General features: G+C 68.9%; 11 protein-coding genes. 5 read left to right on the forward strand and 6 right to left on the reverse strand.

All coding sequences use genetic code 11. The features are described 5' to 3' along the window. Window position 1: 1 nt before the first annotated feature. From IF10I1_RS03490 to cbbR, 6 genes are all read right to left on the reverse strand, one after another. Complete coding sequence (locus IF10I1_RS03490; RefSeq protein ID WP_050474643.1) at window positions 2–1,087, reverse strand: hydrogenase small subunit; 1,086 nt, start codon at window positions 1,085–1,087, stop codon at window positions 2–4. Between the two features lie 203 nt (window positions 1,088–1,290). Further along, entirely contained in the window at window positions 1,291–3,546 is a 2,256-nt protein-coding gene (hypF, locus tag IF10I1_RS03495) for a carbamoyltransferase HypF (RefSeq protein ID WP_186415645.1), read from the reverse strand. Between the two features lie 14 nt (window positions 3,547–3,560). After that, window positions 3,561–4,988 carry a nickel-dependent hydrogenase large subunit gene (locus IF10I1_RS03500; RefSeq protein ID WP_186415644.1) on the reverse strand — a complete coding sequence of 476 codons (1,428 nt, stop codon included), beginning with the start codon at window positions 4,986–4,988 and terminating at the stop codon, window positions 3,561–3,563. Beyond that, window positions 4,985–5,977 (reverse strand): HupU protein, encoded by a 993-nt coding sequence (locus IF10I1_RS03505; RefSeq protein ID WP_123194837.1) that lies wholly within the window; start codon window positions 5,975–5,977, stop codon window positions 4,985–4,987. The genes IF10I1_RS03500 and IF10I1_RS03505 overlap by 4 nt, the downstream gene beginning before the upstream one ends. Next, entirely contained in the window at window positions 5,974–7,155 is a 1,182-nt protein-coding gene (locus IF10I1_RS03510) for a sensor histidine kinase (protein WP_208977563.1), read from the reverse strand. Before IF10I1_RS03510 ends, IF10I1_RS03505 begins: the two co-directional genes overlap by 4 nt. 221 nt (window positions 7,156–7,376) lie before the next feature. Then, a complete protein-coding gene (gene cbbR, locus IF10I1_RS03515; protein WP_186415643.1) occupies window positions 7,377–8,324 on the reverse strand; it encodes a LysR family regulator CbbR in 948 nt (315 codons plus the stop codon). 119 nt (window positions 8,325–8,443) lie between these two features. Here cbbR and IF10I1_RS03520 point away from each other — a divergent pair, with 119 nt between their 5' ends. The 5 genes from IF10I1_RS03520 to fba are packed head-to-tail and all read left to right on the forward strand — an operon-like array spanning window position 8,444 to window position 14,685. Then, a complete protein-coding gene (locus IF10I1_RS03520) occupies window positions 8,444–9,433 on the forward strand; it encodes a class 1 fructose-bisphosphatase (RefSeq protein WP_244293680.1) in 990 nt (329 codons plus the stop codon). A gap of 6 nt (window positions 9,434–9,439) precedes the next feature. Then, window positions 9,440–10,312 (forward strand): phosphoribulokinase, encoded by an 873-nt coding sequence (locus IF10I1_RS03525; protein WP_186415642.1) that lies wholly within the window; start codon window positions 9,440–9,442, stop codon window positions 10,310–10,312. 37 nt (window positions 10,313–10,349) lie between these two features. Further along, window positions 10,350–12,332: a transketolase gene (tkt, locus tag IF10I1_RS03530; protein WP_186415641.1), complete on the forward strand. Its 1,983-nt coding sequence runs from the start codon at window positions 10,350–10,352 to the stop codon at window positions 12,330–12,332. Between the two features lies 1 nt (window position 12,333). Further along, window positions 12,334–13,593 carry a phosphoglycerate kinase gene (gene pgk / locus IF10I1_RS03535; RefSeq protein WP_186415640.1) on the forward strand — a complete coding sequence of 420 codons (1,260 nt, stop codon included), beginning with the start codon at window positions 12,334–12,336 and terminating at the stop codon, window positions 13,591–13,593. A 12-nt stretch (window positions 13,594–13,605) separates the two neighbouring features. Continuing rightward, entirely contained in the window at window positions 13,606–14,685 is a 1,080-nt protein-coding gene (gene fba / locus IF10I1_RS03540; protein ID WP_186415639.1) for a class II fructose-bisphosphate aldolase, read from the forward strand. The last annotated feature ends 4 nt before the right edge of the window (window positions 14,686–14,689 follow it).

The raw sequence follows: 14,689 nt of genomic DNA on the forward strand, positions 1-14,689 counted from the left end.
TTCAAGCCTCCACCTTGTCCTGGGTCTTCTTCTGCGCGCGCTTCAGCGCCGAGACCGCCGCATGCACCGCAACGGCGCCACCGACGACGCCCGCAGCCGTCATGCCCACCTGATCGGCGTTCGCTTCGACGCCGAACTGCTTGATGTTGGTCAGCCGGTCATAGAAGCTGCCCTGATCCCAGAACCCGTCCTCCGAACAGCCGATGCAGCCATGGCCCGACTGGATCGGGAAGGAGACGCCCTCGTTCCAACGAATGGTGGAGCAGGCGTTGTAGGTGGTCGGTCCCTTGCAGCCCATCTTGTAGAGGCAGAAGCCCTTGCGGGCGCCTTCGTCGTCCCAGGTCTCGACGAACTGGCCGGCGTCGAAATGCGGCCGGCGGTAGCACTTGTCGTGAATGCGCTGGGAGTAGAACATCGCCGGGCGCCCCTGACGGTCGAGCGTCGGCAGCCGGTCGAAGGTGAGCATGTAGGTGATGACGCCGGTCATCACCTCGGCGATCGGCGGGCAGCCCGGCACCTTGATGATCGGCTTGTCGAGGATCACCTTGTGAACCGGCGTTGCCCGGGTCGGGTTGGGCGCCGCCGCCTGGACGCAGCCATAGGAGGCGCAGGCGCCCCACGAGATGATCGCCTTGGCATGCTCCGCCGCATGGCGCAACTGGTCGACGAACGGCTTGCCGCCGACGATGCAGTACATGCCGTCCTCGTTGAGCGGCGGATTGCCTTCGACGGCCAGGATGTAGTTGCCCTTGTACCGCTCGATCGTGTCCTGCAGCGCCGCCTCGGCCGCATGCCCGGCCGCCGCCATCAGTGTGTCGTCATAGTCGAGACTGATCATCGACAGCACCACATCCTTGGCCAGCGGATGGGCCGAGCGGATGAAGCTCTCCGAGCAGCAGGTGCATTCCAGGCCGTGAATCCAGATCACCGGCGTGCGCGGCTTCGTCTCCATCGCATGGGCGATCTTGGGGACGAAAGACGGCCCGAGGCCGAGCGCGGCCGCCGTCAGGCTGCAGTATTTCATGAAGCTTCGCCGGGTAATGCCCTGGCGCCGCATCACGTCGTAAAAGGTTTCGACTTGCGACAAGGTGTCCTCCCTCGGTGCGTGAAATGTCGTGTTTCGACCGTACCGAGGCGATGATGCCGTGCCGGACATTCCCCGCGCCTGCACAAAAACGCCTGCCGCAGAAATAAAAAATATCTGTTTTATATCAATAGATTGATCTGATTTTTTGGATTTTTCGCGTCCGGCGCATGTCAAGACCCTGACCGCCGGACAGGGTCAGGCGGTCAGCCCGCTTCCGCCCCGGCGCGGGCAAGGCAGACGAGGGCCTGCCCCAGGGCAAGGCCGCCGTCATTGGCGGGAACCTGACGGTGGACCAGCACGGGCAGACCGGTCAGTTCGGCCTGACAGGCCTCCAGCAGCCGGGCGTTCTGGAAACAGCCGCCGGTGAGGGCGACGGCCCGCGCCCGTCCCGTCTCGACGAGGTGGCGGGCGGGCGCGCAGAAGGCGCGGGCAAGACCCGCATGGAACGCACCGGCGATCCGTGCCGGAGCCACGCCGCCCGCCAGATCCGCAAGCAGCGCGCGGATCATCGGTGCGGGGTCGATCTCCCCCGCGCTCGCCGCGAAAGGATAGGCGGGCGCGCTCACCGCCATCGCCTCCAGCCGCATCGCCGCCTCGCCCTCGTAGCTCTGCACTTCGGGGCAAAGGCCGAGAGCCGCGGCAACGGCATCGAACAGGCGCCCGGCGGAGGAGGACATCGGCGCGTTGATCCCCGCGCGCAGGGCGGCGCGCACCTGCTCCACCGGGCGGCCCGCCATCAGCCGCTGCGCGAAATCCTCCGCACCGCCGGAGAGCCCTGCCTGGTCGAGACGCGCCAGCAGGTTGCGCCAAGGCTCCAGCGCGGCGCGGTCGCCTCCGGCCAGCGCTGCGGGGCGCAGCCGGCAGATCCGTTCGAAATCGCCATAGCCGCCGAGCAGCACCTCGCCGCCCCACAGCGTGCCGTCGGTCCCAAGGCCGGTGCCGTCGAGCACGATCCCGGCCACCGGCCCCGCATCCGGGGGCCAGAGATTGTCGGCGAGGCAGGCGGCAAGATGGGCGTGGTGATGCTGGACGCGGGTCACCGGCAGGCCCATCGCCTCGCCCGCCTGGCTTGCCCGATAGTCCGGGTGCAGATCGATGGCGACCCGGTCGGGCCGATGGTCGAACAGCGCCGTGCAGTCGGCGATGGCCTTGTGGAATTCGTCCAGCGTCAGGGCATCATCGAGGTCGCCGAGATGCTGCGACAGCAGCGCCTGACCGTTCTTGACGAGGCAGACGGCGCCCTTCATCTGGCCGCCCAGCGCCAGAACCTGCGGCCCGGCCGCAAACCCGGGCGGCAGGGGCAGCGTGCCAGGAACACGGCCGCGGGCGCGGCGCAGTACCATCGGCGGCTCCGCCCGCTCCACCCCGTCGTCGAGACGGCGGAGGATGTCGCGGTCATGCAGCAGAAACCCGTCGGCAAAGGCGGAAAGCTTCTCGCGCGCCTCGTCATTGCCGGTCACCTGCGGCTCACCGGAGAGGTTCCCTGAGGTCATCACCAGCACGCCGCCGAACGCGGCAAGCAGCAGATGATGCAAGGGCGTGTAGGGCAGCATGACGCCGAGCGAGGTCATGCCGGGCGCCACCGCTTGGGGCAGCACCCGGCGGGAGGGAACGAGCACCACCGGCGCGGCGGGGTCGCGCAGCAGCGCCAGCGCCGCCGGAGACAGCTCGGCGATCGCCGCAAGATGCGCCTCTGCGGCCATCAGCGCGAAGGGCTTGGCCGGGCGGCGCTTGCGCCGGCGCAACAGCGCGATGCTGCCGGCATTCCCCGCATCGCAGGCCAGATGAAAGCCGCCAAGCCCCTTGACCGCGACAATCCCGCCGGCCCGCAGCCGCTCCACCGCCAGCGTCAGCGGATCGCCGGGGCATTCGCGCCCGTCCTCCTCATAGGACAGCCTCGGTCCGCAGGCCGGGCAGGCAATCGGCTGGGCGTGAAAGCGCCGGTCGGCGGGGTCGGAATACTCCGCCGTGCAGTCCGGGCACATGGCAAAGACCGACATGGCCGTGCGGGCGCGGTCATAGGGCAGACTGCGCAGGATCGAATAGCGCGGCCCGCAATGGGTGCAATTGGTGAAGGCATAGCCCCGGCGGCGCCCCGGTCCGGCGATCTCCGCCGCGCAGGCGGAGCAGGTGGCCGCATCCGGCGTCACCCGGGTCTCAGCGCCCGAACCGGCCGAAGCGCGGATATCGAAGGTCAGCGGCAGGTCACTGAAGCCGGCCGGCTGGCACTCGACCGCATCGACGCGGGCCAGCGGCGGCGCCTGTGTCCGCAACGCCAGGGCGAAGGCATCGAGACCCGGCTCATCGATGCCCGCTTTGGCGGCATGGATCAGCACCCCCTGCGGATCGTTCAGCACGAAGCCGCGCAGGCCATGCTGGCGGGCCAGCGTCCAGACGAAAGGCCGGAAGCCGACCCCCTGCACCTGGCCGCGCACCCGGATGATCCAGCCCTTGACCATGACCACCTCCTGCGTCAATGCACGGTGCAGACCATGCAGGGATCGAAGGAACGGACCACATGCTGGACCGCCACCGGCGTGGTCTCCCCGTCCTGCACCGGCGTGCCCACCAGCGCCGCCTCCAGCGGCCCCGGAACGCCGGCGGCATCGCGCGGGCTGAAATTCCAGGTGGTCGGGGCGATGATCTGATAGCCGGAGATCCGCCCGTTCTCGATCCGCAGCCAGTGCCCGAGGGCCCCGCGCGCCGCCTCCACCAGGCCCACACCAACGGCCCGCTGCGGCAGGCGGCCGGAGACCATGAAGCTGGCACTCGGCTCGATGGCCGCGACCAGGCGCTCCATCAGGATCTGGGTGCGGGCGATTTCAAGGAGGCGCGCCGCCACCCGCGCCAGAACGCCGCCCTGACGCGCGAGGTCGAGCGCCAGCGGATGGCCGTCGACCACCTGCCGCGCCAGCGCTCCCGTCTCCATCGGCAGCCCCGACAGGCGCGGCGCCTTGCACCAGCTGTAGGCGTCCTCGCGCATGTCCTCGTCCGGAAGGGTTGCCCCGGCCAGCGGATGCACCGCCTCGCCCAGCATCCAGGCATGACTGACATCCTCGATCACCGCACCCGTGTCGAGCGGCTTCAGCCCGCCCTCCCAGACGCCGGGGCGGAACCCGTAACCGCCGGCCAGCGGATAGGCGCCGAAGCTGAGATAGCGTCCGGCGCCGCGCCCCAGTCCGGCAAGCTGCGTATCGGCGGCGATCTCGAGGAAGAGGCCGGCATCTCCGCCCGCCCAGCGCATCAACTCACCGGCGGAGCCAAGCTCCGCGAAAGCCTCGACCTCCGCTCCGAACACCACTGTCTCCAGATAGCGGCGGAAGGCGCGCAGATGAGTTGCCAGCCGCACCTTGTCGCGGGGGCCGGGTGCGCGGGTGACCCCGCCCGGCTGGATCGCCAGCGTGTGCGGCCACTTGCCCGCCAGCATGCCGAGGATATGCATCAGCCCGGCCCGCGCCTCGACCGCCGCCCGCTGGGCGCTGCCCTCCATCGCCGTGAAGCGCGACACCGCCTGCCCGTGCCAGGGCCGCGCCGCATAGGCCGGGCGGGTGAAATCCGGCATGAAGAACAGGTTGAAATGGGTCAGGTGGTCGCTGACATTCTCCACCGCATGGATCAGTTGCGCCACCAGCAGGCCCTGCGGCGAGGGGGCAAGGCCCATCGCATCCGCCAGTGCACGGGCGGCGGCGGCTGACTGGCTGATCGAACAGATGCCGCAGATGCGCGGCGTGATGGTGAGCGCATCGCGCGGGTCCTTGCCTTCGAGCATGCGCTCGAAGCCCCGGTAGAGCGGCGCATTGACGCGGGCGCTGCGGACAGCCCCCTGCTCCAGATCAAGATGCACCTCAAGATCCCCCTCAACCCGGTTGAAGGGGCCGACAATCAGACGTCCTTCGCTCATTTGCGCGGCTTTCGGATCGTCGGCGGAACCATCACGCGGTCGGCGACCGCATTGCGGGCGATGCGCTGCGGCGTTGCCGCCTTGGACAGGGAAGCCAGCGCCATGAACCAGGCCTTGGGCATGTCGGACGGCAGGCCGACGGGGATACCGGCGATCTTCGGCGTCTCGGTGAAGGGGTGGCGTGGCTCCTCGAACTCCGGCGCTGTGCAGGCGATGCAGGGATAGCCGCCGCGCGTGCAGGAGCCCTCCCCGTTCCACGGCCGGATGTTGCAGTCGCCGACCGCCTGGGTGCCGACGCAGCCCAGATGCTCCATCATGCAGCCGATCTCGGACAGTTCCCGCGCGCTTGCCTTGTACTCGTAGAACTCGTTTTTCGGGCAGCCGTGATGCACCAGATGATCAGCATAGAATCTCGGCCGGCCGAGCGCGTCCATGTCGTCCGCGCCGAAGACGCCCGCCTTCAGCAGCAGCAACGTCTCGCTGACCCAGTCCGGATGGGTCGGGCAGCCGGCGACATTGACCACCGGGAGGCCGAACCGGCCCCGGAAATCCGGCGCCAGGATGCCGTCGGAGTGGGTGCCCTCGTATTGCAGGCCCGCCGCATCGGAGGGATTTCCACCAGCCGAAGTGATGCCGCCATAGGCCGCACAGGAGCCGACAGCAACGACATGACCGGCAAGCGGGGCGAGCTGGCGCACCCAGTCGAGCATGGAAACGCCCGTTCCGGAGAGCATCTGGTAACGGCCGGTGCCGCGCGGCCCGCGCGCGATGGCACCTTCCACGCAGAGGATGTCGAGCGCCAGGCGTCCCTCGACGATGTCGCTGAGCAGCGACCGGACCTCGGCACCCGTCTCCAGGCTGAGCGCGGGATGCCACAGCACCCGCAGCCCCGCGTCGGACAGAAGCTCGAACACGTTGGGATTTTCCGCGCAGAGCAGCGACATGGTGCAGCCGCCGCATCCCGCACTTTGCAGCCAAAGGAGGTTCATCGCCCGCCGTCCTCCGCAGGGGTCAGATCGAGTTGGAAACAGGCGCCGCGGCCCGCCGGGCACAGACGCAGGCGGCCGCCATGCTCTTCGGCGATCTTGTGGCTGATCGACAGGCCGAGCCCGGTGCCGCTGCCGACCGGCTTGGTGGTGAAGAACGGGTCGAAGATCTCGTGCTGCAGGCTGGGCGGCACGCCCGCGCCATTGTCGCTGACGCTGACCCGGGCGTATCCATCGGCCAGTTCGTGGCGGATCTCGATCCGCGCGTCCTCCTGCCCCTCCAGCGCGTCGACCGCATTCTGGACGAGGTTCATGATCACCTGCTGGATGTGCCCCGGCCGGCCGATGGCCATCAGACGCTCGCGGCCGGAGACCGCCACGGCGACCGGCCTGCGGGCACCGCGCAACACCCAATTCGCCGCAACCGCCGTCGTTTCAACCAGATCGAACGGCACCATCTCGCCCGTGCCGTCGGCGGACAGGCGCCGCAGGTCCTCGACGATGTCGCGCACCCGCTCGGCCCCTTCGCGCGCGCCCTGCACCGCCTCCCGCAGGTTGCGCACCTCGCGGTCGAGCCGCAATTGCTCGCGCAGCATGACGAGTTCCTCGCGCCCGGCCCCTTCCTGGACCCGCTGGAAATAGGTCTCGAACTTGCCGGTGTAGCGCTCGAGCGCATGAGCGTTGGCATAGACGAAACTGATCGGATTGTTGAGTTCGTGGGCGACACCGGCCAGCAGGCGGCCGAGCGAGGCCAGCTTCTCGTTGCGCACCAGTTGTGCCTGGGCGGATTTCAGCTCGTCGTGGCTGCGGGCCAGTGCCGAATAGGCCTGCCGGAGCTCGCCAACCGAGCGGCCGGACAGGACGAGGCCGGCCAGCCGGCCACGCTCGTCGAGACGCGGCGCCAGGTTCAGCTCCAGCGGCATCGCGCCGGCCTCCGCCACCAGATGCGCCTCGATGGTTTCCGGCTGGCGGGTCTGCATCACCCGCGTCATCGCGGCGGCCAGCGCCGCCTGCTCGTCCCGCGCAAACAGGCTGGCCACCGGGCGCCCGGTCACCCGGTCGTGGTCAACATCGAGATGGCGCAGCAGCGAGGCCGAGGTTTCCTCAATGTCGCCGTTGCGGTCGAGGATGATCAGCACGTCCGACACGGAGGCGAGGATCGAGGCCAGGAACCGTCGCATCGCCTCGAGTTCGGCATTCTGCCGCTCCAGGCGTCCCTGATACTCGACAAGGTCGGCATAAGTCCGGTCGACGGCGGACAGCACCTCCATCCAGACCTCGTCGCTGAGCGCGCCCGGGTGCTGCGCCGGATCAAATGATATCTGCTGGGCCATCGTTTCCTCCAGGCGGCACCTTACCTCTCCGGCGCGGCCGTGGAAATGGGCGCCGTGCACCGCATCGCTCAGACGTCATGCGAAACCCCCTCGACTGCCGGCAAATAGGTGCCCTTCAGCCCGAGAACAGCCTCGGCGACGGATTTCGCCGCCGGCCGGAGCGGATACTCCGCCCGGTGCACCAGAAACCAGTGGCGCAGGATCGGCAGTTGCGGCGCGGCCAGCATGACCAGTTGCCCGTGGCGCAGTTCCTCCGTCACCGTGTGCAGCGACAGGAACGCAAGCCCCAGCCCCGCCATCACCGATTGCTTGATGGTCTCGTTGGAGCCCATCTCCACCAGGCGGAACACCTGCCCGTCGCCCAGCCGGTCGAGATAGCGCGTCATCAGGATGCGGGTTCCCGACCCCGGCTCGCGGGAGATCAGCGTCTCGCCGAGGAGATCGGCGGCGGACAGGGCCTGGCGTCCGGCAAGCGGATGATCCGGCGGCGCGATCAGCCCGTGCGGATGCACCCCGAGCGCCGACGCCTCGACCAGCGGCTGGCGCGGCGGACGCCCCATGATGGCAAGATCGACCGCCCGATTCTCGAGATCGCGGATGACCTGGTCGCGGTTGCCGACGCGCAGCACCAGCTCGATGTTCGGGATCAACGTGTGCAGGATCTTGACCAGCCGCGGCGCGAAATACTTGCCCGTCGAGACGACCCCGAGCGTCACCCGCCCGGCCAGCCCCTCCGACAGGGCGCGGATTTCCTGCGCCGCCTGCGACAGCGCCGTATCGATCCGGACATGGGCTTCCAGCAATACCCGCCCCTCTTCTGTCAGGCTCGATCCGCTGGCGTCGGAACTGCGATGCAGCAGGGCAAGGCCAAAGGCCTGTTCCAGCGCCTTGAGCTGGCTGTGCACCGCAGGCGGGGTCAGGCCGAGCGCGGCGCCCGCCGCCGCCATGCTGCCGTGGCGATCGACCGCAGCCAGCGCCCGCAACTGCTTCAGCGTCACCGCGTCCAGATGGTACATTCAAAAATTCCTTCTCAGAAATAAGAATTATTAAATTTTCACGAAAGACCCGGCAAGGCAAGACTGCGCGACCAAGGCAGCACATCTGGGAGGAAACGATGCGGCCCGAGGAGCAGATCTTGCCGGCACTCGCCGTTCCGGCGGCGTTGCAGGACGTGCTGGAACGTCTTTGCCGCACCGGTGCGGCCCTGTCCCGCCTCATCGCGGCCGGAGACCCAGCCCGCGAGCTCGGCGCCAGTTCCGGCGAGGAGAACGCGGACGGCGACCGGCAGAAGCTGCTCGACGTGATCGCAGACGAAGCCTTCATCGACGGCTTGCGCGGTTCCGCCGTCCGCTACCTCGCATCGGAAGAGCAGGAGAGCATCCTGCAGATGTCGGATGGCGGCAGTCTGGCGCTTGCCATCGATCCCCTGGACGGCTCGTCGAACATCGACGTCAACATATCGATCGGGACGATCTTCTCGGTCTATCCCGCCGCCGGCAGCGCCGAGGCGAGCTTCCTGCGCCCGGCAAGCGAGCAGATCGCCGCCGGTTACATCATCTACGGCCCGCAGACCCTGCTGGTCGTCACCCATGGTGAGGGCGTGCTGAAGTTCACGCTGGACCGGGACCGGGGCTGCTTCCATCCGGCCGCCGCGAAGATGGCGATCCCGCCCCGGACCAGCGAATACGCCATCAACGCCTCGAACTACCATCACTGGCACGCGCCGGTCCGCGCCTTCATCGACGACATGGTGACCGGCGCCCTCAGCCGCAACGGGCAGGGTTTCAACATGCGCTGGGTCGCCTCGCTGGTGGCCGAGGCGCATCGCATCCTCACCCGGGGCGGGGTGTTTCTCTACCCGGCCGACCGGCGCAAGGGCTACGAGAAAGGCCGCCTGCGCTTCCTCTACGAATGCGCGCCGATCGCCTTTCTGGTCACCCAGGCCGGCGGCAGCGCCACCGACGGCGTCGACGACCTGATGCGGCAGTCCGCGGCCAGCCTGCATGGCCGCACTCCCTTCGTTTTCGGCAGCGCAGAGAAGATCGCCCGCGTCACCGCCTATCACGACCTTGCCGAGGCTGGCGATGCCGCCCTGTTCGGCAAGCGCGGCCTGTTCCGGAGCTGACCACTCATGAGCCAGAAGCATCCCATCATTTCGGTCACCGGCTCCTCGGGCGCCGGCACCTCGACGGTGAAGACCACCTTCGACCAGATCTTCCGGCGGGAAAGCATAACCGCGGTGTCGATCGAGGGTGACGCCTTTCACCGCTACAACCGCGCCGACATGCGCGCGGAACTGGAGCGCCGGGTCGCCGCGGGCGACTTCACCTTCTCCCACTTCTCGTTCGAAGCCAACGAGCTCAAGGAGCTGGAGAGAGTCTTCCGCGAGTATGGCGCGACCGGGCGCGGGCGCACCCGCACCTATGTCCATGACGAGATCGAGGCCGCGAGAACCGGCGTCGCGCCGGGCAACTTCACCGCCTGGGCGCCGTTCCAGGACCACAGCGACCTGCTGTTCTACGAGGGGCTGCACGGAGCCGTCGTTGCCGATGACGTCGACATCGCCCGCCATGCGGACCTGAAGATCGGCGTCGTGCCGGTGATCAACCTCGAGTGGATCCAGAAGATCCACCGCGACCGGGCGCATCGGGGCTACTCGACCGAGGCGGTGACAGACACGATCCTGCGCCGCATGCATGCCTATGTGCACTGCATCTGCCCGCAATTCACCCAGACCGACATCAACTTCCAGCGCGTGCCGGTGGTCGACACCTCGAACCCCTTCATCGCCCGCTGGATCCCGACGCCGGACGAGAGCCTCGTGGTCATCCGCTTCAAGAACCCGCGCGGCATAGACTTCCCCTACCTGACGACGATGATCCACGGCTCCTGGATGAGCCGGGCCAACTCGATCGTCATTCCGGGCAACAAGATGGATCTCGCCATGCAGTTGATCCTCACGCCGCTGATCGAGCGGCTGATCCGCGACGCCAAGCGGGCCTGACCCGCCTGGCAGCTGCCGCGCCCTCTGAAAAGGACAGATGATGATGACCCAGCTTCTGCGGGCCAACGAACGGCTCATGGCCAATGCCCTGCGCGCCCTTGCCATGGACGCGGTCCAGGCGGCCGGTTCCGGCCATCCCGGCATGCCGATGGGCATGGCGGATGTCGCGGCGGTGCTCTTCAACCGGTTCATCACCCTTGATCCGGCGGCGGCCGGCTGGCCGAACCGCGACCGTTTCGTGCTGTCGGCCGGGCACGGGTCGATGCTGCTCTATGCGATCAACCATCTGCTTGGCTATCCGGACATGGGGATGGACCAGATCCGCGCCTTCCGGCAGCTCGGCAGCCGCACTGCCGGCCATCCGGAATACGGCCATGCGCTCGGTGTCGAGGTCACCACCGGCCCGCTCGGCCAGGGGCTTGCCACCGCCGCCGGGATGGCTCTGGGCGAGCGGATGGGCGCCGCCCGCTTTCCCGGCCTCGTCGACCACTGGACCTATGTGATCGCCGGCGACGGCTGCCTGATGGAAGGGATCAGCCACGAGGCCATCGACATGGCCGGCCATCTGCGGCTCGGCCGCCTCGTGGTGCTGTGGGATGACAACCGCATCACCATCGACGGCAGCACCAGCCTCTCCACCTCCACTGACCAGGGCGCCCGGTTCGCCGCTGCCGGCTGGCACGTGGTCCACTGCGACGGACACGACCGGGAACAGATCGCGTGCGCCATCGAAGCGGCCCGCGCCGATCCGCGCCCCAGCCTCGTCTGCTGCCGGACCGTCATCGGTTACGGCGCGCCCAACAAGCAGGGCAGCCACGACGTGCACGGCGCCCCGCTCGGGCCGGACGAGATTGCCGCGGCGCGCCAGGCGCTCGACTGGCCGCACGCACCGTTCGAGATCCCCGCCCCTATCTACACGGCCTGGGGCGGGATCGCGGCACGGGGCGCGGCGGTGCATGCCGCCTGGCGCGACCGGCTGGCAGGCTCGCCGAACCGCGACACCTTCGCCGCGGCCCTTGCGCGGGACACCGGCGACCTGACGGCCGCCATGCAGGAGCACAAGCAGCGGCTGCTTGACGAGCAGCCGGCGGTGGCAACGCGCAAGGCCAGCGAGATGGCTCTTGAGGTCGTCGCCGGCGCACTGCCTTTTGTGGCCGGCGGCTCGGCCGACCTGACCGGTTCCAACCTCACCCGGCCGAAAGGCATGACCGCGATCCGGCCCGGCGACTATGCCGGCCGCTACATCCACTACGGCATCCGCGAGCATGGCATGGCCGCCGCCATGAACGGCCTCGCGCTGCACGGCCTGGTGCGTCCCTATGGCGGCACCTTCCTCGCTTTCGCCGATTATGCCCGTCCGTCGATCCGCCTCGCCGCGCTGATGGGCGTGCCGGTCGTCCATGTCATGACGCATGACTCCATCGGCCTTGGCGAAGACGGACCGACGCATCAGCCGGTCGAGCATCTCGCCAGCCTGCGCGCCATTCCGGACCTTCTCGTCCTGCGGCCCTGCGATGCGGTGGAGACTGCCGAGGCCTGGGAGATCGCGCTTGCCGAGACGCGGCGGCCGAGCCTGCTGGTGCTGTCGCGCCAGGCGTTGCCGCTGCTGCGCGGCAGCGCGGCGGTCAATGCCAGCGCCCGCGGTGCCTATCTGCTGCGCGCGCCGGCGCGGCGCGACGTGACGCTGATCGCCACCGGCTCGGAGGTGGAGCTTGCAGCCGCCGCCGCAGACCAGCTCGCCACGGCGGGCATTGCCGCCGCCGTGGTCTCCGCCCCCTGTTTCGAGCTCTTCGCCGCGCAGGACCCCGCCTATCGCGCCGAAGTGCTCGGCGAGGCGCCGCGCGTCGGCATCGAGGCCGCGCTCCGCCAGGGCTGGGACGGGACCATGCTGAGGCCAACTGACGCTTTCGTCGGCATGAGCGGGTTTGGAGCCTCGGCCCCGGCCGCCTGGCTCTACGAGCATTTCAACATCACCGTGGCGTCCATCGTAGCGGCCGCGCGGCGGATCGGGAGGGGATGAGATGCGCGCAAGGAGTGTAACCGGCGGCCTCGTCCGCACCGGATCGGAACGCGCCCGGCAGACGGGCGTGACCATCGCCGCGATCACCGGGGCCGAGGTGGCCGGCCGGCGGCTCGTGGTACGGGCGGACCTCAACGTGCCGATGGCCGGCGGACGGGTCAGCGATGCGACGCGCCTCACCCGCTTCGCGCAGGGCATGCGCCCCCTGCTGGCACGCGGCGCGGCACTTGTCGTCCTGTCACATCTCGGCCGGCCCACGGGCCGCGACGAGAGCGCGTCACTGGCCGCGATTGCCGGCGATCTTGCGGCGGCGCTCGGATGCGCCGTGGACTTCGCCACGCTGGACGAGGCGGGCAAGGCTGCGGCCCGGCTGCGGCCCGGCGAGGTGCTGCTGGTGGAGAACATCCGCTTCGAGGAAGGCGAGGCGCGCAACGACCCCGCGCTTGCGGCGCGTCTTGCGGCGCTCGGCGATTTCTATGTCAACGACGCCTTTTCCTGCGCCCACCGCGCCCATGCCAGCACGGCGGCCATCGCCGGCCTGCTGCCGGCCTTCGCCGGGCCGCTGATGATGGAGGAGCTCGCCGCACTCGCCGCCGCGCTCGAAGCGCCGGCACGCCCCTCGGTCGCAATCGTCGGCGGGGCGAAGGTGTCGAGCAAGATCGGCGTGCTGAAACACCTCGTCACCCGCCTCGACCATGTGATCGTCGGCGGTGGCATGGCCAATACCTTCCTGTTTGCCATTGGCATGCCGATGGGCCGTTCGCTGCACGAGCCCGGCCAGACCGGCACCGTCCAGGAGATCCTCGCCATCGCCGAGGCGCATGGCTGCCGCGTCCACCTGCCGCTCGATCTGGTGGTGGCACGCGAGTTCCGGCCCCATGCCCCGGCGGAGATCGTGCCGGCGGACGCCTGTCCGGCCGATGCAATGATCCTCGACGCCGGCCCGAAGGCCTTCGCCACCTTCGCCCGGATTCTCGATACGGCGCGCACCATCTTGTGGAACGGCCCGCTCGGCGCCTTTGAGATCGAGCCCTTCGACCGGGCGACCCTGGCGCTCGCCCGCCTCGCCGCCGGTCTTACCGATGCCGGGCAGACCGTCACCGTGGCAGGCGGCGGCGACACGGTTGCCGCGCTCAATGCAGCCGGGGCCGCAGAGAGTTTCACCTATGTCTCCACCGCCGGTGGAGCCTTTCTGGAGTGGCTGGAGGGGCGCCCGCTTCCGGGCGTCCAGGCCTTGCTGCGCGCCGATGCGGCGTCTTGACGGGAGAACGACATGGCACTGATCACCCTGAGGCAGCTCCTCGACCATGCCGCAGAGCATGGCTACGGCGTGCCCGCCTTCAACATCAACAACATGGAGCAGGGACTGGCGATCATGGAGGCGGCGCAGGCCGTCGACGCGCCGGTGATCCTGCAGGCCAGCCGGGGCGCCCGCAGCTATGCCCGCGACATCATGCTGGCCCGTATGGTCGAGGCGCTCGCGGCGCTCTACCCGGACATTCCCCTGTGCCTGCACCAGGACCACGGCAATGACGAGGCGACCTGCCTCTCGGCAATCCGCCACGGCTTCACCTCGGTGATGATGGACGGCAGCCTGATGGCCGATGCCAGGACACCGGCATCCTACGACTACAACCTTGCCATCACCGCCAGAGTGGCGGCCATGGCGCATGCAGTCGGCGCCAGCGTGGAAGGCGAGCTCGGCGTGCTCGGCAGCCTGGAGACCGGCGAGGGCGAAGCGGAGGACGGGCACGGCGCGGAGGGCAAGCTCGACCATTCGCAGCTCCTGACCGACCCGGACCAGGCTGTAGACTTCGTCGCCCGTACCGGCGTCGACGCGCTCGCCATCGCCTGCGGCACCTCGCATGGCGCCTACAAATTCACGCGCAAGCCCGACGGCGGCATTCTCGCCATGGACGTGATCGAGAAGATCCACGCGCGGCTGCCGGACACGCATCTCGTCATGCACGGCTCCAGCTCCGTGCCCCAGGAGATCCAGGACATCATCAACGCCCATGGCGGCGAGATGCCCCAGACCTTCGGCGTGCCGGTGGAGGAGATCGTCCGCGGCATCCGCCACGGGGTGCGCAAGGTCAATATCGACACCGACTGCCGCATGGCGATGACCGCCGAGTTCCGGCGCATCGCGGTGACGAGCCCACGGGAATTCGATCCGCGCAAATTCCTGAAGCCGGCAATGGACGCGATGCGCGACCTGTGCCGCTCCCGTTTCGAGGCCTTCGGCACCGCCGGCCATGCCTCGAGGATCAAGGCCGTGCCCATGGACGACATGGCCCGGCGCTACGCATCCGGCGCACTCGATCCACGGCGTTCCCCCAGCAAGGCAGCATGAAGGA

Source organism: Pannonibacter sp. I15F10I1 (assembly GCF_900185665.1).
GTDB lineage: Bacteria > Pseudomonadota > Alphaproteobacteria > Rhizobiales > Stappiaceae > Pannonibacter > Pannonibacter indicus.